The organism is Streptococcus parapneumoniae, assembly GCF_037076355.1.
In the GTDB taxonomy this organism is placed as follows: domain Bacteria; phylum Bacillota; class Bacilli; order Lactobacillales; family Streptococcaceae; genus Streptococcus; species Streptococcus parapneumoniae.
In genome coordinates this window covers 325,153-345,695 of the sequence record NZ_AP026968.1, presented here as the reverse complement: position 1 = coordinate 345,695, position 20,543 = coordinate 325,153, and the positions used below count along the sequence as shown (strand labels likewise).

18 protein-coding genes and 1 pseudogene are annotated in these 20,543 nt (G+C 40.0%); all 19 read right to left on the bottom strand.

The annotated features are described in order from the left end of the window. Positions 1 to 63: 63 nt before the first annotated feature. Positions 64 to 780, bottom strand: a complete 717-nt coding sequence (locus SP4011_RS01865; protein ID WP_338619608.1) for a YebC/PmpR family DNA-binding transcriptional regulator — start codon at positions 778 to 780, stop codon at positions 64 to 66. 674 nt (positions 781 to 1,454) lie between these two features. Next, complete coding sequence (gene ply, locus SP4011_RS01860) at positions 1,455 to 2,870, bottom strand: cholesterol-dependent cytolysin pneumolysin (protein ID WP_173214609.1); 1,416 nt, start codon at positions 2,868 to 2,870, stop codon at positions 1,455 to 1,457. Between the two features lie 10 nt (positions 2,871 to 2,880). Then, positions 2,881 to 3,291, bottom strand: a complete 411-nt coding sequence (locus tag SP4011_RS01855; RefSeq protein WP_023936458.1) for a hypothetical protein — start codon at positions 3,289 to 3,291, stop codon at positions 2,881 to 2,883. Further along, the gene (locus SP4011_RS01850) at positions 3,284 to 3,892 is read right to left on the bottom strand and encodes a hypothetical protein (RefSeq protein WP_262081332.1); all 609 of its coding nucleotides are present in this window, start codon (positions 3,890 to 3,892) and stop codon (positions 3,284 to 3,286) included. The genes SP4011_RS01855 and SP4011_RS01850 overlap by 8 nt, the downstream gene beginning before the upstream one ends. A 12-nt stretch (positions 3,893 to 3,904) precedes the next feature. Further along, entirely contained in the window at positions 3,905 to 4,363 is a 459-nt protein-coding gene (locus SP4011_RS01845) for a DUF4231 domain-containing protein (RefSeq protein ID WP_338619605.1), read from the bottom strand. Between the two features lie 314 nt (positions 4,364 to 4,677). Continuing rightward, a complete protein-coding gene (locus SP4011_RS01840; RefSeq protein WP_338619604.1) occupies positions 4,678 to 6,591 on the bottom strand; it encodes a DUF1542 domain-containing protein in 1,914 nt (637 codons plus the stop codon). Continuing rightward, entirely contained in the window at positions 6,521 to 8,389 is a 1,869-nt protein-coding gene (locus SP4011_RS01835) for a YSIRK-type signal peptide-containing protein (RefSeq protein ID WP_338619603.1), read from the bottom strand. Before SP4011_RS01835 ends, SP4011_RS01840 begins: the two co-directional genes overlap by 71 nt. A gap of 777 nt (positions 8,390 to 9,166) precedes the next feature. Then, positions 9,167 to 9,670, bottom strand: a complete 504-nt coding sequence (locus SP4011_RS01830) for a PBECR4 domain-containing protein (RefSeq protein WP_175880460.1) — start codon at positions 9,668 to 9,670, stop codon at positions 9,167 to 9,169. Between the two features lie 774 nt (positions 9,671 to 10,444). Beyond that, positions 10,445 to 10,867: pseudogene (locus SP4011_RS01825) on the bottom strand (hypothetical protein); the annotation flags it as partial. After that, positions 10,860 to 11,606: an ImmA/IrrE family metallo-endopeptidase gene (locus SP4011_RS01820; protein WP_338620384.1), complete on the bottom strand. Its 747-nt coding sequence runs from the start codon at positions 11,604 to 11,606 to the stop codon at positions 10,860 to 10,862. The pseudogene SP4011_RS01825 and the gene SP4011_RS01820, both read right to left, overlap by 8 nt. A 12-nt stretch (positions 11,607 to 11,618) precedes the next feature. After that, positions 11,619 to 11,963 carry a helix-turn-helix domain-containing protein gene (locus SP4011_RS01815; RefSeq protein ID WP_261144334.1) on the bottom strand — a complete coding sequence of 115 codons (345 nt, stop codon included), beginning with the start codon at positions 11,961 to 11,963 and terminating at the stop codon, positions 11,619 to 11,621. 370 nt (positions 11,964 to 12,333) lie between these two features. Beyond that, positions 12,334 to 13,284: an N-acetylmuramoyl-L-alanine amidase family protein gene (locus tag SP4011_RS01810; RefSeq protein WP_338619601.1), complete on the bottom strand. Its 951-nt coding sequence runs from the start codon at positions 13,282 to 13,284 to the stop codon at positions 12,334 to 12,336. A 375-nt stretch (positions 13,285 to 13,659) separates the two neighbouring features. Continuing rightward, positions 13,660 to 15,030 carry an MATE family efflux transporter gene (locus SP4011_RS01805; protein WP_338619599.1) on the bottom strand — a complete coding sequence of 457 codons (1,371 nt, stop codon included), beginning with the start codon at positions 15,028 to 15,030 and terminating at the stop codon, positions 13,660 to 13,662. A 114-nt stretch (positions 15,031 to 15,144) separates the two neighbouring features. After that, positions 15,145 to 16,311: a recombinase RecA gene (gene recA / locus SP4011_RS01800; RefSeq protein ID WP_050234077.1), complete on the bottom strand. Its 1,167-nt coding sequence runs from the start codon at positions 16,309 to 16,311 to the stop codon at positions 15,145 to 15,147. Positions 16,312 to 16,365: 54 nt separating this feature from the next. After that, positions 16,366 to 17,622: a competence/damage-inducible protein A gene (locus SP4011_RS01795; RefSeq protein WP_112445114.1), complete on the bottom strand. Its 1,257-nt coding sequence runs from the start codon at positions 17,620 to 17,622 to the stop codon at positions 16,366 to 16,368. Positions 17,623 to 17,705: 83 nt separating this feature from the next. Continuing rightward, positions 17,706 to 18,722, bottom strand: a complete 1,017-nt coding sequence (gene brpA, locus SP4011_RS01790) for a biofilm formation/cell division transcriptional regulator BrpA (RefSeq protein WP_338619597.1) — start codon at positions 18,720 to 18,722, stop codon at positions 17,706 to 17,708. A 7-nt stretch (positions 18,723 to 18,729) separates the two neighbouring features. After that, positions 18,730 to 19,248, bottom strand: a complete 519-nt coding sequence (locus SP4011_RS01785) for a GNAT family N-acetyltransferase (RefSeq protein ID WP_061425432.1) — start codon at positions 19,246 to 19,248, stop codon at positions 18,730 to 18,732. Further along, complete coding sequence (tsaE, locus tag SP4011_RS01780) at positions 19,238 to 19,681, bottom strand: tRNA (adenosine(37)-N6)-threonylcarbamoyltransferase complex ATPase subunit type 1 TsaE (RefSeq protein WP_338619594.1); 444 nt, start codon at positions 19,679 to 19,681, stop codon at positions 19,238 to 19,240. The genes SP4011_RS01785 and tsaE overlap by 11 nt, the downstream gene beginning before the upstream one ends. Before the next feature lie 189 nt (positions 19,682 to 19,870). Then, positions 19,871 to 20,491 carry a hypothetical protein gene (locus SP4011_RS01775; RefSeq protein ID WP_338619592.1) on the bottom strand — a complete coding sequence of 207 codons (621 nt, stop codon included), beginning with the start codon at positions 20,489 to 20,491 and terminating at the stop codon, positions 19,871 to 19,873. Between the last annotated feature and the right edge of the window lie 52 nt (positions 20,492 to 20,543).

The window sequence follows — 20,543 nt, the reverse complement described above, 5'->3', positions numbered from 1 at the left end:
ATTTTTTTGATTTAAAAAATCCCAAGTGATTTTTTCACTTAGGATCATGTTTGCTAGGTTAATTTAGAACCCGTCTACGTTTGTGTAGATTTTTTGTACGTCTTCGTCGTCTTCAAGAACGCTGTAAAGTTTTTCAAAGGTTTCAAGGTCATCGCCTGACAATTCCACTTCTGACTGAGGAATCATTTCCAATTCAGTCACTTGGAATTCTTGGATACCTGACTCACGAAGGGCAACGATAGCCTTGTGAAGGTCAGTTGGCGCTGTGTAAACTGTGATTGCACCTTCTTCTGCTTCTACATCATCCACATCCACATCTGCTTCTAGCAATTGCTCAAAGACCGCATCCGCATCTTCACCTGCAAATACGATAACTCCCTTGTTGTCAAAGAGGTATGAAACCGAACCTGAAGCACCCATGTTTCCGCCGTTTTTACCAAAGGCTGCACGGACATTGGCCGCTGTACGGTTGACATTTGAAGTCAAGGTATCAACAATTAGCATTGAACCGTTTGGTCCAAAACCTTCGTAACGTCCTTCTGTAAAGGTTTCGTCTGTGTTTCCTTTTGCTTTATCAATCGCTTTATCGATAACGTGTTTTGGCACTTGGGCTTGTTTGGCACGGTCGATAACGAATTTCAAAGCAGTGTTTGATTCTGGGTCTGGATCACCTTTCTTAGCTGCTACATAGATTTCTACACCAAATTTTGCATATACTTTAGAGTTAGCTCCATCTTTAGCCGTTTTCTTGGCTACGATATTGGCCCATTTACGTCCCATTAGGAATCTCCTTTTTTCACATTTTAATCTTTCTTATTATAACACAAGTTTTTTCGATTTTCACTAGAGGAAAGAGATTTTATTCAGCAAATTGAGCTATGATGACACTTTTGTCACCAAGATTTCCTTGCCTTGCCTTTCCATCCTTATCAACATTCAAAAAACAAACTAGACCATTATCTGCAAATAGAAAGTTTCAGCCAAGTTTGACAAAGTCCGCTCAAGCTACTGTTTTGAGGTTGTAGATATAACCGATAAAAACCATTATACTGCACCTTTTGTTGACAGTCTACTCCAGACATATTATAGTTCAAGTAAATACTTTGAAATTCAACAGTTCTTATAGGCACTATTGTATTCTAAGAAATCAATAGAAGAGTTTCTAAACAAAACCATAATTTATATGTTCCCGAAACAGAAATTTATGTTCTTTTTGATTTCACATGATACTGAAATTAGACTAGTACACTGGCACTTCTAAAACAAGCAAAAGGTAGCTAATCCCCTGTATAGCAAGGAGTTTCACTACCCTTTTTACTTTTTTACACATCCTGTTTGATAGACTTATTTTAACATCACGAGCATACTCCAATGGAAATCGCTAGGCAAGAGATAAACTTTCAGATATTCGCAGAGAGATCATCGCCTCTTTTTGTCGCAAACATTCTTCTCTCCTAATCATTTTCTACCTTATCCTCTACCTGAGGATAAAGAGTCGTTCCCCAAATAGAAATCGTCCGCTTACGCACTAGTGGCAAATCGGTTTTTTCATAAACCGTACGCCACCATTCCCAGGCAAGTCCGGTACACTCTCTAATTTTGACAGAGAGATTGCGAACATTCCCTTTTAAAGGAATACTAGTGGTAAAGTGAGCCGTCAAATCCTGCCCATTTCTGTCCCAAGCCTTAGGAGTCAAGACTTCCTTACCTTGATTATCATAGGATAATTCATCCCAAGTAATGTAATATTGGGCAACATAGGCACCACTATGATCCAGCAGTAAATCTCCGTTTCTGTAAGCTGTCACCTTAGTCTCAACATAGTCTGTACTGTTTTGAAAGGTCGCAACTACATTGTCCCGTAAAAAAGAAGTTGTATAGGAAATCGGCAAGCCTGGATGATCTGCTGTAAAGCGACTGCCTTCTTGAATCAAGTCCTCTACCATATCCACCTTGCCTGTTACAACTCGGGCACCCGAACTCGGGTCGCCCCCTAAAATAACTGCCTTCACTTCTGTATTGTCCAAAATCTGCTTCCACTCTGTCTGAGGAGCCACCTTGACTCCTTTTATCAAAGCTTCAAAAGCAGCCTCTACTTCATCACTCTTACTCGTAGTTTCCAACTTGAGATAAACCTGACGCCCGTAAGCAACACTCGAAATATAGACCAAAGGACGATCGGCAGAAATTCCTCTCTGCCTCAAATCCTCTACCGTTACAGTATCTTGAAACACATCTCCTGGATTTTTAACAGCATCTACGCTAACTGTATAATAAATCTGCTTAAAATTAACAATCTGAATCTGCTTTTCGCCCGAATGGACAGAATTAAAATCAATATCAAGAGAATTCCCTGTCTTTTCAAAGTCAGAACCAAACTTGACCTTGAGTTGTTCCATGCTGTGAGCCGTGATTTTTTCATACTGCATTCTAGCTGGGACATTATTGACCTGACCATAATCTTGATGCCACTTAGCCAACAAATCGTTTACCGCTCCGCGAACACTTGAATTGCTGGGATCTTCTACTTGGAGAAAGCTATCACTACTTGCCAAACCAGGCAAATCAATACTATAAGTCATCGGAGCACGATCGACCGCAAGAAGAGTGGGATTGTTCTCTAACAAGGTCTCATCCACTACGAGAAGCGCTCCAGGATAGAGGCGACTATCGTTGGTAGCCGTCACGGAAATATCACTTGTGTTTGTCGACAAGCTCCGCTTCTTTCTTTCGATAACAACAAACTCATCGGGTAGCTGATTCCCCTCTTTGATGAAACGATTTTCAATACTCTCTCCCTGATGGGTCAAGAGTTTCTTTTTATCATAATCCATAGCTAGTATAAAGTCATTCACTGCTTTATTTGTCATCTTCTACCTCCTAATAAGTTCCTGGATTGAGTTGCATAAACTCAGACTTGTTCAGCGAAATCAGCCGTGGTTGGACTAAGTGATCCAAAACTTCCTCGTATAATTCTTCTGAGACATTGCGTCGCCGTCTGGCTAGATAAGAAGTTGGAATGACCGTATTATCCAACATAAATACCTTATCTAAGTCAATCAAGGTTGGTCTTGTAAAAGGATTACGAGCTAAATCCGGCTCTTCTATCATAAAGTTCTTGACCAAACGTCTGGTCAAGAGAGCTGGTTTGAAGGTCTGATTTTTAACTAACTCTTTGTTTTTAGTCATGCTGTTGTCAATACAAATATACATATGATTCTTCACAGCCAAATCGCTACTAATAGTCGGAAAAGGCAAATAAAGAGCTACAACATCTCCTCTCTTAATCAAGCAAGAGCACCCCCTTTTCTCCTAATGTAACATAGACAGGATTGACCAAGTCTTCTGATTGACTCAGAATTTCCAAAGTTTGAGTTTGGCGCCCTGTCAATTTAGTAGCATCTTGTCTCTTCAATACAAAATGCTTGTCGCCAATTACCTTGACACTATAATCCTTCTCCAAAGCTGACTGGTAAATCCACATCAGATATTGTCTGTCCTGAGAACTCAAGAGCAAGGGATTTTCAAGTCTCCCGATAGTCTGATAAAAATCAAAAACAGGAGCCAAAGCCTGCCAATCTGACTGGCTAGTTGTCAAGGCTAGAAAAAGGGCTTTGCGAGCTGATACTTCTTGATTAGCCTTGAGAGTCCCTTTTCCCTCCAAGTTTTTTAGAAAGTGGGAAACTCCAGAAAGCAAATCTTTCTCTAACTGCGAGAAATAAAAACCTTGCCTTCCCAGACATAAGTCTCTCAAGTCGCTTTCTCTAGCAAATAAGAGTTCAAACAGTTGATAATAAAAGAAAAATATCTGGCACTGAGTTGCGCTCATCTTTTCCTTGTCGGCTTCTTTTTTCAACCAGAGCAAGGGCAATAGGTAGCTGGATTGATACATTTCCTCCACCTCCTATTCTTTTTTCTCTGGAGCATCTGCACTAGCTGCTACTTCTTTTGACTGGATACTTTCCCACTGGTTAATTTCCTCTGAGATAAGACCTTCGCATGTCTTGACAAATAGGGCAAAAGCCTTGGTTTTTCCTGCATATTTCTCTGTTTGACATTGATAGAGGAATTTTTCTCTCTCCAGGAGTTGCGCAGTCTTTTGGTAAGAAATCCAGTGTTCCTTGGCATTATACAAATTGAGAATCCCCTCACACAGCAAGCCTAAACTGGACAAGGCAACCGAAATCAAACGGTAGCGATCACCTGGCATAGGAATAGCACAAAAAACAGCTATGAGGAAACCTGCCACGATTTCTGTTGTTTTTAATACCTTATAGCGTCTACGATGTTGAACGCTTTTCTTTAAAAAATGAGCTATCTGTACGTCTAATCGCTCTGTCAAGTACATTTCTTCTGACGTCATGTTCGTAACCCCTTTCATTTACTTTGATAATCATAGTATAACATATTTGAATATCAAAGTATAGTAAAAACTGGAAAGCTATATCTTATTATAAAATCTAAATATGAAATGTTTATGAAATAAGGGAAAAATATCACAAATAAGATAGAACAAAAAGTTTCAAAATGATAAAAGCGCATAATACCTTGCCTTAAAAAGCTTGATATTATGCGTTTTATCAGAGAAAGATTTTCTGAATGTTCACCTCAAATTGAGTTTTTCCAACATTCTATCAATCACTATTCTAGCTAGTTTCCAACTCGTCTAAACTTTACTTATCTTAACTGAGCAAGAACAGCTTTGAGTTTCTCAATCAACTCCTCTTCTGTGTGGTCAGACTCTTTCTCATTAGCTAGGAAAGCAACTGCTTGAGCGAGAGCTTCTCGTGCTTGGTCGAGGACTTTCGCATCTACATTTGTAAGGTCGCTTTCTTGCAGAACCTTAGTCAATTCCTTGGTCAATTTCTTGAGTTCTGACTCTTTCTTGCGACGAGCGATGAGGAAGAGAAGGAGACCAAGAAGGGCGAGCAGGCTGCCAATCATGGTACCGTATGGAAGATGACCTTGCTCTTTGCTTGTTTCTTTCGTTTCTTCATCCTTAGTCGTTTGCTTGCCTTTCAAGGATTCGAGAGCTTCTTTGACCTTGGCAGTCATCTCTTTCAAGCCTGCCTCTGTCAAGTCAGCATTTCTAAGGGCTTCTTGACCCTCTCCGAGAATGACTTTCGCAGCGTCGATGACAGATTGATCAATACCATCCAAGTCTTTCAAACGAGTTTCCAAGTCTTGAATCAAATCTCTTAAGACTGATTTATTAACCTGTTTCTCTTGACTCGATTGAGTGCCTCCAGCGAAGGCTACACTTCTACGGCTACGAGCTGGTGGTGTCACAGAACTTTCAGATAGCCCTTGTGGAGACTCTGGTGCTGTCGCATTTCCTGCTCCCCTCTGTTGAGCAGATGGACCAGTAGCTTGATTCATCGAATCTCCTGAATGAGCTGGAGCGCTTGGAGTAGTAGGCTGAGCTTGGTTATTTGCATCGCCTTGATTGCCATCATCAGATGGAGCTGGTCTATCTCCTTGGTTACCCGTATCCCCCCTACTATCTGAACCTGCTTGGTTGCCACCATTACCTGGTGTGGATGAGTTTCTTTGGTTAATACGATCAGAAAGATTTTCAAGGATTTTATCTAGGGCATTTAAACCGTTTGTCTTGGCTTGGTTAACACCTTCTTGGTTTTGAGCGGTCTGAACAGCTTGTTTCGCATTGCGGACTGCTTCTGCTACTTGTTCTTTCGCTGTTCTCTTCTCATCTGCTGACAAGTTATCGTTGCCATCAATCGTTTGGTCTTGCCTTGTCTTCGCTTTGTCTAGCTCATCGTTGGCTTTGTCGCGTCCGATTGGTGACACCTTACTGATAGCTGTCAAACCGTTTGTCTTGGCTTGGTTAACACCTTCTTGGTTTTGAGCGGTCTGAACAGCTTGTTTCGCATTGCGGACTGCTTCTGCTACTTGTTCTTTCGCTGTTCTCTTCTCATCTGCTGACAAGTTATCGTTGCCATCAATCGTTTGGTCTTGCCTTGTCTTCGCTTTGTCTAGCTCATCGTTGGCTTTGTCGCGTCCGATTGGTGACACCTTACTGATAGCTGTCAAACCGTTTGTCTTGGCTTGGTTAACACCTTCTTGGTTTTGAGCGGTCTGAACAGCTTGTTTCGCATTGCGGACTGCTTCTGCTACTTGTTCTTTCGCTGTTCTCTTCTCATCTGCTGACAAGTTATCGTTGCCATCAATCGTTTGGTCTTGCCTTGTCTTCGCTTTGTCTAGCTCATCGTTGGCTTTGTCGCGTCCGATTGGTGACACCTTACTGATAGCTGTCAAACCGTTTGTCTTGGCTTGGTTAACACCTTCTTGGTTTTGAGCGGTCTGAACAGCTTGTTTCGCATTGCGGACTGCTTCTGCTACTTGTTCTTTCGCTGTTCTCTTCTCATCTGCTGACAAGTTATCGTTGCCATCAATCGTTTGGTCTTGCCTTGTCTTCGCTTTGTCTAGCTCATCGTTGGCTTTGTCGCGTCCGATTGGTGACACCTTACTGATAGCTGTCAAACCGTTTGTCTTGGCTTGGTTAACACCTTCTTGGTTTTGAGCGGTCTGAATTCCCAATAGTGTCAAATGAAAACGTATATTTTTTATCATTATTCGCCAATTCAAAGTAATACAACTCTCCCGAACTCGAGTTAATTTGGTTGAACTTCTCATCTGAATTTTTTTGATTTTCCTGACTTTCAGCCCTTCTTTCATAAGGGTCAGTCCCTCTAGGACCTCTCCTTGCCAAATCGTTTAGACTTCCAGATGGCATTGGATCAAATCCAAACCTATTATTAACACCACTAGACTGAGGGGTTCCTTTAGTAACCTTACCAAATTGTGTTCTGGGTTGCTGTAGTAGATGTAAAATACTACTACTATTTGGAGACGTAGATGTACTTCCTCCACTTTTTTCTGTTATGGTCAAGCCATCTGAATTGGTTTTGAAGGTTTGACCCGAAGGTATAGTAAACCAGACCTGAGTATTCCCAGGCATCATCCTATGACCTCCATTAACCTCAAATAGCCAATGGAAGCCAGTAGCCGTTCGAGTTACTGTAGCTTTAATATATTTTTCAGCATCTGATACATTTGCCGTAGCTTCATTTCTCGGACGTCTGTCTGAGAAGAATACATAGGTGTACTTATCATAAGGAGAGTTTCCCTTGTTACCTGACCTTTCAAAGTAACTTTCTCTAGCGCGTTTAAAGTCCTCAGAGTAGTTTTCGGCAGCTCTTGTAACTCTCGAACTACGAAAATCAGAGTAGCCACCATCACGCGGTTGAGGGGTTACTCCTCCAGCTGTAGTTTCCTCACCATATTTTTCTTCCAGCACTCCTTCGATAAGGTCTCGGGATTTTTTCAGGTCGACTAGGGCAGCGGCAAAATCTTCTTGGCTGATGGTATTACCCTTAGAAAAGGCTTCATTGAACTTATCAGCTGCTGCTTTTGCTGCTTGGATTTTATCTTCCGACGCTTGATTTTCTTTAAGTCGTTTGACAATAGACTCTAATTCATCTTTTAGTCCATAGACGCCGTTTTCACCTTCTGTCGTATTAGTGTAGGTTGGGAGTTCTCGTGGAGTAGATTGAGAGTTGGCTTCAGGTGCTGCTTCCTTTCCTCCATCAGTTGGACTAACTTGGTTCGCAACTGCTCCAGGCTCGATTGTTCCCCCTCTTTTACGACGCTTTCCACCAGTTGCTTGCTCAGTCACAGCCCCATCTGGAGCGCTAAGCTTATTATTTGTCGAACTTGCTTCACCCAAGTCTATCAATTTTGGTAGCGATGGCTCCAAGGCTTGATTGACACGGCTCGTCAGTTCTTCCATAGCTCTTACTTGCTCATCAACTTGCGCTTGCGTCGCTTTTGGATTTTCTAAGACAGCCTTAGCTGCTGCTAGACGCGATTCCACTTCATCGTGGAGCGCTTTCATGGAGCTAAGAGTTAGTTTTTCCAACAAAGCTTGCAGATTGCCTTGGAGTGATTTAGCTTCTGTCGTTTTAGTGGCAGATGTGGGCTGGTCTTGCTCTTTTACTGCTCCTCCTTGAGAAGTTTCTTGAGCTGCTGGTTTCGTCTCTGGTTTGGTAGGAGCAAGGTCAGCTGTTTCCTGCCCCTTACTAGCATCCTCGGCTTTAGTCTCTGGAGAGTTTGACTCCCCTGTAGACTGGAGCTCAGCCGACGGTTCAGTCTGAGAGACCTTCTCTGGCTCTTCCCCATCTGAATTTCCAGCAGATCCAGCAACTACATCACTGGCTGTTGCCGAAGATACTGCAGGTGCCTGCGCTTGCACCCCATTTGCAAAGAACATCAGAGCCGCAACCGCAACGCTAGCAGCCCCAAAATGGTATTTACGAATGGAATAACGGAAAATTTTCTCTCCATTACCATCATTCTTTTTCTTGAACATAAGTGAATCCTTTCCTCGCCTGAGAGCTTCCCCGAGCTTAGAAAGCGCGCAAAAAGCCGACAGACGATAATATATCAACTCTATACTAACACTTCTGACATACAAATCAACCCCATCGCTGATAGTATAGAGTCGGGAAATGCAAGAAAAAAGCGATATATATATATATATATATATATGCACGGACATATAAAGCCTTTTGATACAGCCTATTTTTAACAAATATACAAGAGTTATACTACATTTATATATGTTCGACATCTTCTACACCAATATTACAATATTGTTACATTTTGATTACACATATATTTCGAAATATATGATAGAATCCTGAGTATTTTATAGTAATTTCCTTCCTATCAATTAGGTCAACAGTTGAGTGTTACACCCTATCCTCAGCAAAGGACTATGATCAGCATTTCCTAGCCGCTAGGACGCTCCAAATCACCTATTCTAAGTCCATCATAGCTTGGTCAGTAAGATACAGACTGCAAGGCGACGCTGACGTGGTTTGAAGAGATTTTCATTGAGTATAATTTTAACTTCTTATTTTTCATTCCTATTCCTTAAATAAAAAGCTCACTAAAAAAGTGAGCAACATTTCCAATGAGATACTTCTGTTGACGAGCGCGTCTCTCCGCCCCCTCATTGCCTTGCGAAGAGGCTTGGCGAATCGAAAGGAGGTGTTTTTTCCTGTTTTCAATTCTACTTATTTTTGCACATTTTTTTAATTTTATCAAACAAAAAAACGCAAGCCGAAGCCTGCGAAAAGTTTTTTTATAACCATTTAATTTCTTTCACATCTGTTTTACGAACTTTAGCATATTTCTTAGCGCTTGTAAAATGTAGAGTAACTGGTTTAAATACTCCACTTTTGTCTCTTCGTAAACCTAAAACTGCGGATCTTTTATTTCTATCCTCAAAAAATATGACGTCCAACTTCATAGTGTTTTTAGATAAATCTTTGGCTAGGATACAACAACTTGTTATCTTAGAATAGAAGATATCACCGATAAAACTATACAAAGATATCCTTTCTATAACATCGTTGTACATGGGATTATTTTTATATTCTTCCAAAATAAAAACACCAGCTTGAATAGCAGGTATTGTTTGACTAGCATAATCTCGTGTGATTTTGTGCAAGCCAAATAAGTGATGTAAATCAGTCAAGCAAAAATCTACTTCGAAAGTCTCTAAATGCTTATAATTCGTTGATACTTGACATGTTTTTCCATCGAATTTCTCTTGATAATCTAAAATACAATCAAGTAATTTCAACGACAAACTCCATATTTTCTCAAAATAAAAAAAGCACGGGGCAGTTCTCACTACTGCCCAAAGTGGATGATTAGAGTCGGCTTCTCTAACTCCCTATGTTGTGCTTATTAGGCTTATCGCAAGGGAACAGTTTTTAGCTCTGCCAAGCCACATAGCGTGCTTACTACTATGTGTCCATGTCTCCATGGATTGCCGAGCGGTTTAACGACGTTTTGGGAGTCGGGATAACGAGAAAAGTAATACTTTTACGTTTTTTCCAACTTAATTATGACATCTTTCTTTAAAAAAGTCAATATTTATCGCTTTCTTTAACGAAAAAAATCCCACAAGAACGAATCCTGTGGGGAGATACACATTTTAGAAAAGCTTTCCTTTATTCTACTATTTTTCTTGTATTTTATCATTTAGTATGATAAAATACAAGTTTTTTGACAAAATAACCAAAAACTACTCGCTATCCCCTCTCACATCACCCTACATATCCATTTAATATGCGACTGATAGTTCAGGGAAACTTTAAGGACAGCTTTTTCTCATCCACTATGCAGGACTTACGATTACATTTATACTCCTATAGGCTCAATTTGACACTTTTCTTCTTCGAAGTGCTCATATGCCTCCTGAATAGTGAGTTCGATTTATCCAAATTTATTTTTGTCTATTTTGATGAACACTTCCACGAAGATAGTCTGAAAAAGAATCCGCCCCAATTTTCCTTCTCTTTTTAAGCATATTATTCCAGATATGATTGCCCTCTTGTTCAGTAATAAATTGCGCTTTAAACGCTTCAACCAGTATATCTCCTGTTGTCATATGTTCTAAAGAAAATTCTTCTACATATGGTTGAACATCTCTTAGATTATTACTTCCTAATATCCCATTATGCTTTTTCGCTAAGGAAATAGAAGCCGCTTCTCCCTTACCAATAACCTTGTTACTATCATGATTTCTTGTTAAATTTCTATATAATTCGTATTCTTCACTTCCAATGTCTATGCTCACAATCTCAGCCGAACCCTTAGCTACCAACTGGTCTATCCTAGATTTTAAATGGGGGATTGTAGGTATATTGATTTCATCATACACCTCTTGTGGAATAACAATTTTACCCGAATAGAGCTTTTCTAAAAGATATTCAGTGCCAACCCATAAAAATGCTGAAATACAATCTGTATCAATAAATACACGACTAGTCAAACGACAACTCCCCCTCTTCATCTAGCCCATATACAATATCATATCTGAAAGCATCTAGTAGCAGTTCCTCATACTTCCCTTGCGAAATTCTGTTATTTTCTAAAAGTTGTTCAGTCGATTTAATATAGTGTCCTAATACCATTTCCTTTTTACTTTCTGACAAAGGACGATATAAACTTGTATCATAGCCTAATCTTGAAGCTGTCTCTATAACACTAATATCCATATTTTTAATTTCTTCTGCAGCAAGGTATCCATCATTCCTCAATCTATATAACATAGCTTTATGACTGATACCATAAAACTGACCCAATTTTATAATATCTTCTACTTCAAGATGAGTTCTATTGGCATTTTCTCTGATTTCCTCAACCATCCTATACAGTGAAGATGGGGAAATTAAAAAATAAGAAGCAAACTGATCCGCTTTTCTTTCAGTTTCATCTCCTTCACCAATCAAGATAAGACTGACTGAACTCTTCTTCACCTCATCATAATAAAGATGATACAGTTCATGTGCTAAAGAAAATCTTTGCCTTCCTAATGACATGTCTGAATTGATTACAATGAGACTTGACTGAGTTCCTTTATAACAGACTCCGCTAATATTCTTTCCGAGTCCATAAAATACCAGCGTCAAATTTTCTATCTTTTGTACCAATTTAAAAATATCTATCGGCGCTTCACCATCAGCTCCCAACTTTTTTCTAAGATTTGAAGCTTTATTACTTAAATCCATTTTATCAATCATTTATTTTCTCTCCAATAGCTGATCTATCTCAAATTGATTCAATACAATTTTATTGATTTTCGCTAAAACTTTAAGATCTTGGTCTACTATTTTATTTTTTCTAAACGATATGACACACTGTTGTTCAGCTTGTTCGCCAAACAAAAGATATTCAACCGTACAGCAAAACAGGGCAGATAGTTTCTCAATAACATCCGACGTGATATTCCTTTCACCTTTTTCCATTTTGGCAATCATGCTTTGATTCAAAGACAAATATTCAGCAATCTTATCTTGAGTAAGATTTGAAGATATTCTAAGTTCTTTTATTCTTTTTCCAACATCACATACATTTATCATATTCATACACCTCTCATAAAAAGAATAGCACACTCTTGTCATAAAGTCAATTTTTTAAATAAAAAAAATATGACAAAACAAGGAAGCAATTTATTGATACTGCTTAAAAATCCAAAATTGATGATAGTAAACCTATTTGATGAGTTCCTATCAAAAATCATATCTTCAACCTCAAAACAGTACTTAAAGCTATCCGACTCGGTTTACATTGTCAAATTTAGATTTTATTTGAGCATAGCTTTCTAGTTTGCTTTTTGATTTTTATTTAATATAGTAGCAAAAATTGAAGGAAATATCTCCACAAGAAAACGCATACTATTAAGCTTTTTCAAGACCTAATAATATGCGCTGTTCTGATTTGAAAGACACTCCATTATTATTTTACTGTTATCAAGCCTTCAGGCTCGACTGTAAATTCTGGTTTTTCTGCTATCGTGCCATCTTCTTTAAGGTAATACCAGCCATCATTTGATTTGACAAAGGCATTAGAAACCATGTCCCCATTTTGACTATCAAGATAGTACCAAGTCTCCCTATATTTGACCCAGCCTGTTTTCATAGCACCTTCTCCATCGAAATAGTACCACTTCTCAGCGATTTTCTTCCAGCCTGTAGCCATTTCGCCTGACTGGTCAAACCAGTACCAGTTGCCGTCTATGTGCTTCTTCCAGCGGTCTGCAAGCATATAGCCTGAACCGTCAAAGTAATACCAGGTACCATTGACTTTCTCAAACTTATCTTTTGGATAAGAGCCGTCTGAGTGTACATACCAGGTACCAGTATCGTTCTGTTGCCATCCTGCTTCAATCGTCAAGCCGTTTTCAATATCCTGCTTGAATTGCTCACGGCTAATACCCCATTTGGCAAGATAAGGATAGGGGTCAATGTGATCTGAGTTGTTGTCAGGTTGGTTATTGGTGCAATATTCGTGTGTCTTGATACCTGCTAAATCAGCAGTATCAAGTGTTTTCGGTATCCCAGCCTCGTCTGCTAGATTACGTAAGAGTTCGATATAGAGACGATAGTCAATCAGAAACTCTTCTTTTGATTCATGGCTTTCAATCAGTTCAACTTGTGCATAACCTTCTGCATTCCAACCGCCCCCAACGTCCCAGGCACCATTATCAACAGGTCCTACCTGCATAACACGACCATTACCGACTACGTGAGAAAAGAAGCCCAATTCAGGATCTTTTCTGTAATGGTAGTCAGCCTCATTTTGAACCGTTGAGTTGGGGTTGCCTGTGGAATGGGCATGGACTTGCCTATATGGTTGCACGCCGACTTGAGGCAAATCTGTTCTTAATTTACTCACATCAATTTCCATATTCTACTCCTTATCAATTAAAACAACTTATTTTTTACAATCCAGAGCTAGAAACTCCTTTATTTCTACCTTACAAAGAAGACAATCCTAGTCACGATTAGGCTTGTAGATAGAACTTCAAAACGCACTATTTTGATACTGTAAATAGGACTGACAGGGTCTGTATCCTATCTACAATAACACCCCAGACTAAAAAGCTTTTCAAAAGTATATTTTTACAGTCTCTATATGTCCTTTTCATAAATACTATACTTTATTATATCATATAAAAGAAGTCAAAAGTATATTAAACTATTTTCAAGACCAAACTAAAGATGACAGCACAAGTTTTTTCGATTTTCACTAGAGGAAATAGATTTTATTCAGTAAATCAAGCTAGGATGACACTTTTGTTGCCAAGATGGCCTTCCCTTCTTTTATCAAGGGGTGACGGAAAAGCGAAAAGTACAGTTGAACTGTCATGGCAACCCAGATAAGGGGTTCACAAAGAATAACTCCTCTATAGCCTGCCCAAGGGATAATCATGACCACAAAAGCGATTTTCCCGATTAGTTCAATAAAGCTGGAAACCAGAGGAAGGATCTTTTGCCCCAAGCCCTGCAAACAATTACGATAAATCAACAAGAGACTCAAAATAGGATAGAAGGCTGAACTAATTTGCAGGTAGAGACTTCCATTTTCTACCAAATAGCTATCCATCGAACTGGCCAAGAAGGAAACCAAGGTAGGACTGGCAAAAAAGAGGAAGATACAAACAAAAACTGCCCAGGATATACTTAAACGACTGCCGATTCGAAGGCCTTGAACAATACGGTCTGGGCGCTTAGCTCCTAAATTCTGAGAAGCAAAGGTCGTCATCGAGGCAGAAATAGCGGTCATAGGAAGGAGGGCGAAGGCCATAATGCGGCGAGCCGCCGTTTGAGCACTAATAATCACTGCGCCAAAGGTATTGACAGAAGATTGTAAAATCACACTGCCGATGGACACAATCGAACTCATCAAGCCCATAGCCAAACCTTGCTCCAAGAGATCGGCGTACAAGGCCTTATCCCATTTGAAATGCTTGCGCTGAGGCAAAAGTTCTGGCACACTCTTACGGATATAATAAAAGCAAAGAACCGCTGATAAGCCCTGCGAAATAATGGTAGCAAGTCCTGCGGACTGAACCCCCAGTTGCAGTTGCGTAATAAAATAGAGATCCAAAACCACATTAACCAGAGCAGAGAAAATCAGAAAACCAAGCGCAGCTAGACTGTCCCCAATGGACCGCAACAAGCCTGCAAAGAGATTATAGGCAAAGCTGACACCGACACAGGTCACAATCATAGAAATATATTGATAAGACTGAGGAAGGATTTCTACAGGAGTATCTAAGTATTGCAAGAGAGGATACAAGCCAAGAAAGCCCAGCAACATAACCACAATACTCAACAGAGCACCTAAAATCCAAGTGGCTGCTACTGCTTCCTTGATTTTAGTGAAATTTCGAGCCCCATAATAACGGGCAATGACAATCCCCATGCCATTGCCAACACCAAGAGTAAAACCTACAATCAAGTCAAAAATCGCTGTCGTCGCTCCTACTGCCGCCAAGGAGTCTTGGCCAAGGAAACGCCCAACAATCATGACATCAGCCGTGTTATAGAGCTGTTGAAAAATATTGGATAGCAAGATTGGGAAGGCGAAGCTTAAGAGCGAGGAAAGAATCGGGCCATGAATCAGGTCCACTGTTCGTTTTTTATTCATAAGGCTATTATATCAGCTTTCTAGTGGAGCGACAAGAAACAGCAAACTATGCGTGAACTAAAAACCAGAACAAGGCAACAAAAAAGTAGCAGATTTCTCCACTACTTTAACAGCTTATTCTTCAATTTCGATTTCAAGTTCATCACCTAGGTCAAGTGTGACTTCTTCATTCACAGAATCTGCTTGAACTGCTTCATCTTTTTTGTTTTCAGTATCTTGTTCTGAAGCTTCTTCTCCGTCAATCAAGCCAAATTTAGAACGGACTTGCTTATCAATTTCATCAAAGATTTCTGGGTGCTCTGCCAAGTATTTCTTAGCATTCTCAGAACCTTGCCCAATTTTTTCATCCTTGTAAGAATACCAAGCCCCTGCTTTTTTGATAATATCCAAGTCGCTTGCAATCTTCAAGAGTTCACCAGTCTTAGAAATTCCTTCTCCGTACATAATTTCAACTACGGCTTCCTTAAACGGTGGAGCTACCTTGTTTTTTACAACCTTAATCTTAGTTTCTTTACCGACATTGGTTTCTTTTTGGTCACCAGTTCCCTTAATTTGTGTATTACCACGAACATCCAAACGGACTGAAGCATAGAATTTCAAAGCACGTCCACCAGGAGTTGTTTCTGGATTTCCAAACATGACCCCAACTTTTTCACGCAATTGGTTGATAAAGATGGCAATTGTTTTGGTTTTATTGATAGAGGCACCCAATTTACGCATGGCCTGACTCATCATACGAGCCTGCAAACCAACGTGGCTATCTCCGATATCTCCATCAATTTCCGCACGAGGGACAAGGGCTGCAACTGAGTCAACCACGACAAGATCTACAGCACCTGAGTCAATCAATTTTCCTGCAATCTCAAGACCTTGTTCTCCTGAGTCTGGTTGAGACAAGAGTAATTCGTCAATATTAACACCAAGAGCCGCAGCATAAGCTGGATCGAGGGCATGCTCCGCATCGATAAAGGCTGCAATCCCACCTTCTTTTTGCGCTTGCGCAACTGCATGAAGGGCAACCGTTGTCTTACCAGATGACTCTGGCCCATAGATTTCAATGATACGTCCCTTAGGATAACCACCTGAACCAAGGGCAATGTCAAGAGCCAAAGAACCTGAACTCATCACTTGCACCTTTTGCTCGGCACGTTCACCCAAACGCATGATTGATCCTTTACCAAAGTCTTTCTCAATCAATTTAAGAGCGTCATTCAAGGCTTTTTCACGTTCTGCCCCAAATTTTTTTGAAATTTCATCTAATTTTTTTGGTTTTTTCGCCATTCTATTCTCCTACATTCTAATGGTCCTTAGACCTATCTACTATTATATCAAAAGTTAGTCACTTAATAAAGCCTTGCGAACTAGGTTAAAGGCATGCATAACCGCAATATGTCGTACATCTGCTCGACTTCTGCCTCCAATATTCACCTTGATAACCTCAGTTCCTTGCTCTTGAGCCAAGCCTATGAAGACTGTCCCAGCTGGCTGCCCTTCTAGGCTATCTGGTCCTGCCACTCCAGTCAAACTAAGGCCAAAATCAGACTGGGTCTTGCTTCGCGCCTGCTCAGCCATCTTCTGAGCTGTAAATTCAGACACCACACCGTGCTCTTCCAAATCCTTGACAGGAATATCCAACATCTTTGATTTTTCCTCCAGGCTATAGGTCACAAAACCACCCTTAAATATACTGGAAGCGCCCGAAAAATCAGCCACGGTCGCTTGGAAAAGACCTGCCGTCAAACTCTCGGCAGCCGTGATGGTTTTCTCTTGTTTTTTCAGTTCTTCTACCACAATGCTGGCTAAACTAGTTTCTTCCCCATAACCATAACAAAGTTCTCGTAAAGAAAGGCCTTCAAAAGTTTGGCGATTCAAGATTTGATGTTCCAAAATATCCAGCACTTGATTCGCCTCTTCTTGATTGCTAGCTTTTGTTGACAGACGTAGAGTTACTTCTCCTGTCTTGGCATAAGGTGCCAAGGTCGGATCTGTTTGATTATCAATCAAATCAGCCAAAATGGTCACCAGCTGGCTTTCGCCAATTCCAAAGAAACGAAGAACTCGGGAATATAGCTTGCTCCCTGTCATCAACTTGGGTAGAAGTTGGTTTAAAACCATGGGTTTCAATTCACTTGGTGGACCTGGAAGGACGACGTATGTCACTCCATCGACTTCCAATATTCCTCCCACAGCCAGTCCTGTTTCGTTTGGCAGTGGAGTCGCTCCTTCTACAATTTGAGCTTGTCTTTCGTTATTCGGTGTTCGGGCATAGTCTGGTCTCTGGGCAAAAAAGACATCCAACTTCTCCTGGGCCTGAGGATCGAAGACTAATTCTTTCCCTAAAAATTTAGCCAGAGTTTGTTTGGTCAAATCGTCCTCAGTTGGCCCTAAACCACCTGTCAAAATCACCAGACTGCTACGTTGACTGGCAATCTCAAGCAAGGATAAGAGACGGGCTTCGTTGTCTCCTACAGCCGTCTGAAAATATACGTCCACTCCAATCTCTGCTAGTTTTTCTGATAAAAACTGGGCATTGGTGTTGACAATTTGTCCTGTCAAAATCTCTGTTCCAACAGCAATGATTTCTGCTTTCATGTTTCCTCCTACCTATCTATTCGTATTTTTTTGAAAAAATCGCAGGAAATTTCCTACGATTGATTTTTTATTTGTATCAAAAGTTAATTATCTTCATCACCAACAGGTGCTCTTCCAAATAAATCTTCAAATAAAACCGCATTGGTTTCAAGCTGAGTAACTTCTTCTTGTCCCAAAGAACGTCGGAGTAGATTTTGCATTTCCAACATATGGGCTCTCGAAACAATCTGGTAAGAAACACCTTGAAGCATCTCTCCTTCACCCTGCAACTGCTGAGTTTCAATGGTTTTAAATGAATCTTTATAGCCTAGCAAGTTAGGGATACTTTTCGCAGACAAATCAATATTGGTCTGCATATTGTCACTCAAAGCTTTTAGAATCTCTTGATAATGACCAACGCTATTTAAACTGAGAGCTTTTTCCATGACTTTTTGAATAACTTCACGTTGACGTTTTTGACGACCATAATCCCCCTCAGGATCTTGGTAACGCATTCGTGCATAGACTAGGGTTTCTTCTCCCCCAATATGTTGCTCCCCAACACCGATAGAAATGGTATTAAATTCTTCTTGGTCACTGATAGAAATTGGGATACCTAGGGTATTATTGACTGTAATACCACCTACTGCATCCACTAGTTTTTGCAACCCTTTCATATTGACCATCACATAGCGATCAATATGGATATTCATCATTTTTTGAATGGTTTCTATAGCAAGCTCTGCTCCACCATCTGCATATGCTGAATTCAATTTCGCTTCATGAGCCTGACCATTCCCTGATTCAATGCGGGTCAGAATATCCCGCTCTAAACTCATCATCGTTGTTTTTTTCGTTTTAGGATTCACTGTCATCAAGATCATGCTATCACTTCTACCGACCCAAGTTTCAGTTCGTTCAGCATTTCCGGTGTCCACTCCCATTAACAGAATGGTCAAAGGTTCAGTTGCTTCTATAACCTTGGTTTCTTCGCCGATTTTTTTATAGGTTTTAGCTAAGGTTTCTGTCCCTTGTTGATAAATAGTATAAGCAAAAATACCTGCTCCTACTACAGTTACAGAAAGTAAAGCTAGCACCATTCCAATAATTTTTTTAACCATATTTCTACTAATCGATCAGTTTACCCATCAAGTAAACATCGATAAATTTCCCTTCTTCTATATATGCTCCACGCTCTTGGCGACCTTCAATTACAAAGCCATGCTTTTGATACAGATGAACTGCAGCTTGATTACGAGTTTGGACAGTCAGTTGGAGACGACGCAGAATGCCACTTGCTTGTGCCCACTCTATCGCTTCTTCTAGCAACAAACTTCCCAATCCATTATTCCAATATCTTTTTCCAATCACAATAAAGAGATCTCCAATATGACGAACTCTCTTACGCTGGTCAGCTGTGATATTTACAATACCAGCAATTTTATCATTTAAGAATGCAAGTAAGGTTATCTGATTGTCCGAACTAGCTTGCTTGTTGAGGAATACTTCCATCTCCTCACTGGTCAAGAGAATACCATCTCCGTCTAAGCTGGTAAAATCTGTCTCCAAACTCACACGATTTAAAAAGGCCACTAATTCAGCTGCATCTTTAGGCTCTGCCTCCCTAATGAGCAATTCATACTCCATGTTGAAGCTCCTCTAAAAGCTTTTCTGCACGCAAACCCTTTGCCTGAAAATTTAAACGGCGACCGTCTTCTTCTTTTAGAATTTCCAACTCTAAATAAGTATCTGGCAAGGCATCTCCTAAGAGATTTCCCCACTCAATAACAGTCACGCCTCCACCAAAGAGAAATTCATCCAAATCAATAGAATCCGCATCTCCTCCAATACGATAAACATCTAAATGGTAAAGCGGAAGACACCCCTCATACTCTCTTACGATAGTATAGGTGGGACTTTTAATCATTTGAGAAATCTGTAAACCTTTAGCAAGTCCTTTAGTAAAGGTTGTTTTACCTGCGCCCAGTTCTCCAGTTAAGATTAAAACATCATTCTTTTCTAATAAATGGCCCAATCGTTCCCCTAAGGCTTGCAACTCTTCTTCATTTTTTGTGTACATACTCTTATTATACCAAAAAGTTTTCTTCTGTGTCTATTTTCCTGCTAAACTTATACTCAATGAAAATCAAAGAGCAAACTAGGAAGCGAGCCGCAGGCTGTACTTGAGTACGGCAAGGCGACGCTGACGTAGTTTGAAGAGATTTTCGAAGAGTATTACCATCATAACATCCATAAAAACAAGCCTTCTCTAAAAGAAAATGAGTGTAGCAATGACCAATACAAGATCTCGGAAAATATGACCATAAAAGGAAACTTCCTTTTTAACCGAATTTGGGACAAGATAGGCTGCAAAAAACAAACCCAGTCCAATATAAATCAGAAGAGAGACAATGGTCATTGGATTTCTTAAGAAGAGAAGTGTTGCTAAAATAGTCACCAACACCGTCTTTTTTCTATCTAGCATAGCAAGCAAATCGCGCATGTATTTTTTTAAGGGTAAAAAAATCAACAAATCTAGCCCAAATAGAAAGAAAAAGGATGGCAATAAAAAGTCAACTAATTCTTGCTGCAGCGTATTTTTGATGAACAAGTTATCTGACAAGACAAGAACAGCTCCTAACAAATTAATTAAGAGTAACATACTGTAAAAAAGCTTCACCGACTTCTTACTGGCTAGGACACTATGGACTTCTTGCTTACGGGTATAAAGATAATTTACTCCAGCACAGATTCCTGAAACGAAGACCATACTTCCGATAAAAAAAGCTGTACTTTGTTTAAAGGACAAGATGCATTCCTTCCATAGGAAACAGCTACTCAAACTAATTTGAATTAAGACTAACAAAAATAAGATTCTCATTGATTTCATCTTTTCTCTCCCTTCCTACCAATCATTATACTAGGAGAAAAGAGAGAACTGT

What these genes read in the sequence shown, in the direction of transcription:
- SP4011_RS01865 (WP_338619608.1), bottom strand. Translation starts at nt 780, where the DNA reads ATGGGACGTAAATGGGCCAATATCGTAGCCAAGAAAACGGCTAAAGAT.
- ply (WP_173214609.1), bottom strand. Translation starts at nt 2,870, where the DNA reads ATGACAAATAAAGCAGTGAATGACTTTATACTAGCTATGGATTATGAT.
- SP4011_RS01850 (WP_262081332.1), bottom strand. Translation starts at nt 3,892, where the DNA reads ATGTATCAATCCAGCTACCTATTGCCCTTGCTCTGGTTGAAAAAAGAA.
- SP4011_RS01845 (WP_338619605.1), bottom strand. Translation starts at nt 4,363, where the DNA reads ATGACGTCAGAAGAAATGTACTTGACAGAGCGATTAGACGTACAGATA.
- SP4011_RS01840 (WP_338619604.1), bottom strand. Translation starts at nt 6,591, where the DNA reads ATGATAAAAAATATACGTTTTCATTTGACACTATTGGGAATTCAGACC.
- SP4011_RS01835 (WP_338619603.1), bottom strand. Translation starts at nt 8,389, where the DNA reads ATGTTCAAGAAAAAGAATGATGGTAATGGAGAGAAAATTTTCCGTTAT.
- SP4011_RS01820 (WP_338620384.1), bottom strand. Translation starts at nt 11,606, where the DNA reads ATGGATTTAAGTAATAAAGCTTCAAATCTTAGAAAAAAGTTGGGAGCT.
- SP4011_RS01815 (WP_261144334.1), bottom strand. Translation starts at nt 11,963, where the DNA reads ATGAATATGATAAATGTATGTGATGTTGGAAAAAGAATAAAAGAACTT.
- SP4011_RS01810 (WP_338619601.1), bottom strand. Translation starts at nt 13,284, where the DNA reads ATGGAAATTGATGTGAGTAAATTAAGAACAGATTTGCCTCAAGTCGGC.
- SP4011_RS01805 (WP_338619599.1), bottom strand. Translation starts at nt 15,030, where the DNA reads ATGAATAAAAAACGAACAGTGGACCTGATTCATGGCCCGATTCTTTCC.
- recA (WP_050234077.1), bottom strand. Translation starts at nt 16,311, where the DNA reads ATGGCGAAAAAACCAAAAAAATTAGATGAAATTTCAAAAAAATTTGGG.
- SP4011_RS01795 (WP_112445114.1), bottom strand. Translation starts at nt 17,622, where the DNA reads ATGAAAGCAGAAATCATTGCTGTTGGAACAGAGATTTTGACAGGACAA.
- brpA (WP_338619597.1), bottom strand. Translation starts at nt 18,722, where the DNA reads ATGGTTAAAAAAATTATTGGAATGGTGCTAGCTTTACTTTCTGTAACT.
- SP4011_RS01785 (WP_061425432.1), bottom strand. Translation starts at nt 19,248, where the DNA reads ATGGAGTATGAATTGCTCATTAGGGAGGCAGAGCCTAAAGATGCAGCT.
- tsaE (WP_338619594.1), bottom strand. Translation starts at nt 19,681, where the DNA reads ATGTACACAAAAAATGAAGAAGAGTTGCAAGCCTTAGGGGAACGATTG.
- SP4011_RS01775 (WP_338619592.1), bottom strand. Translation starts at nt 20,491, where the DNA reads ATGAAATCAATGAGAATCTTATTTTTGTTAGTCTTAATTCAAATTAGT.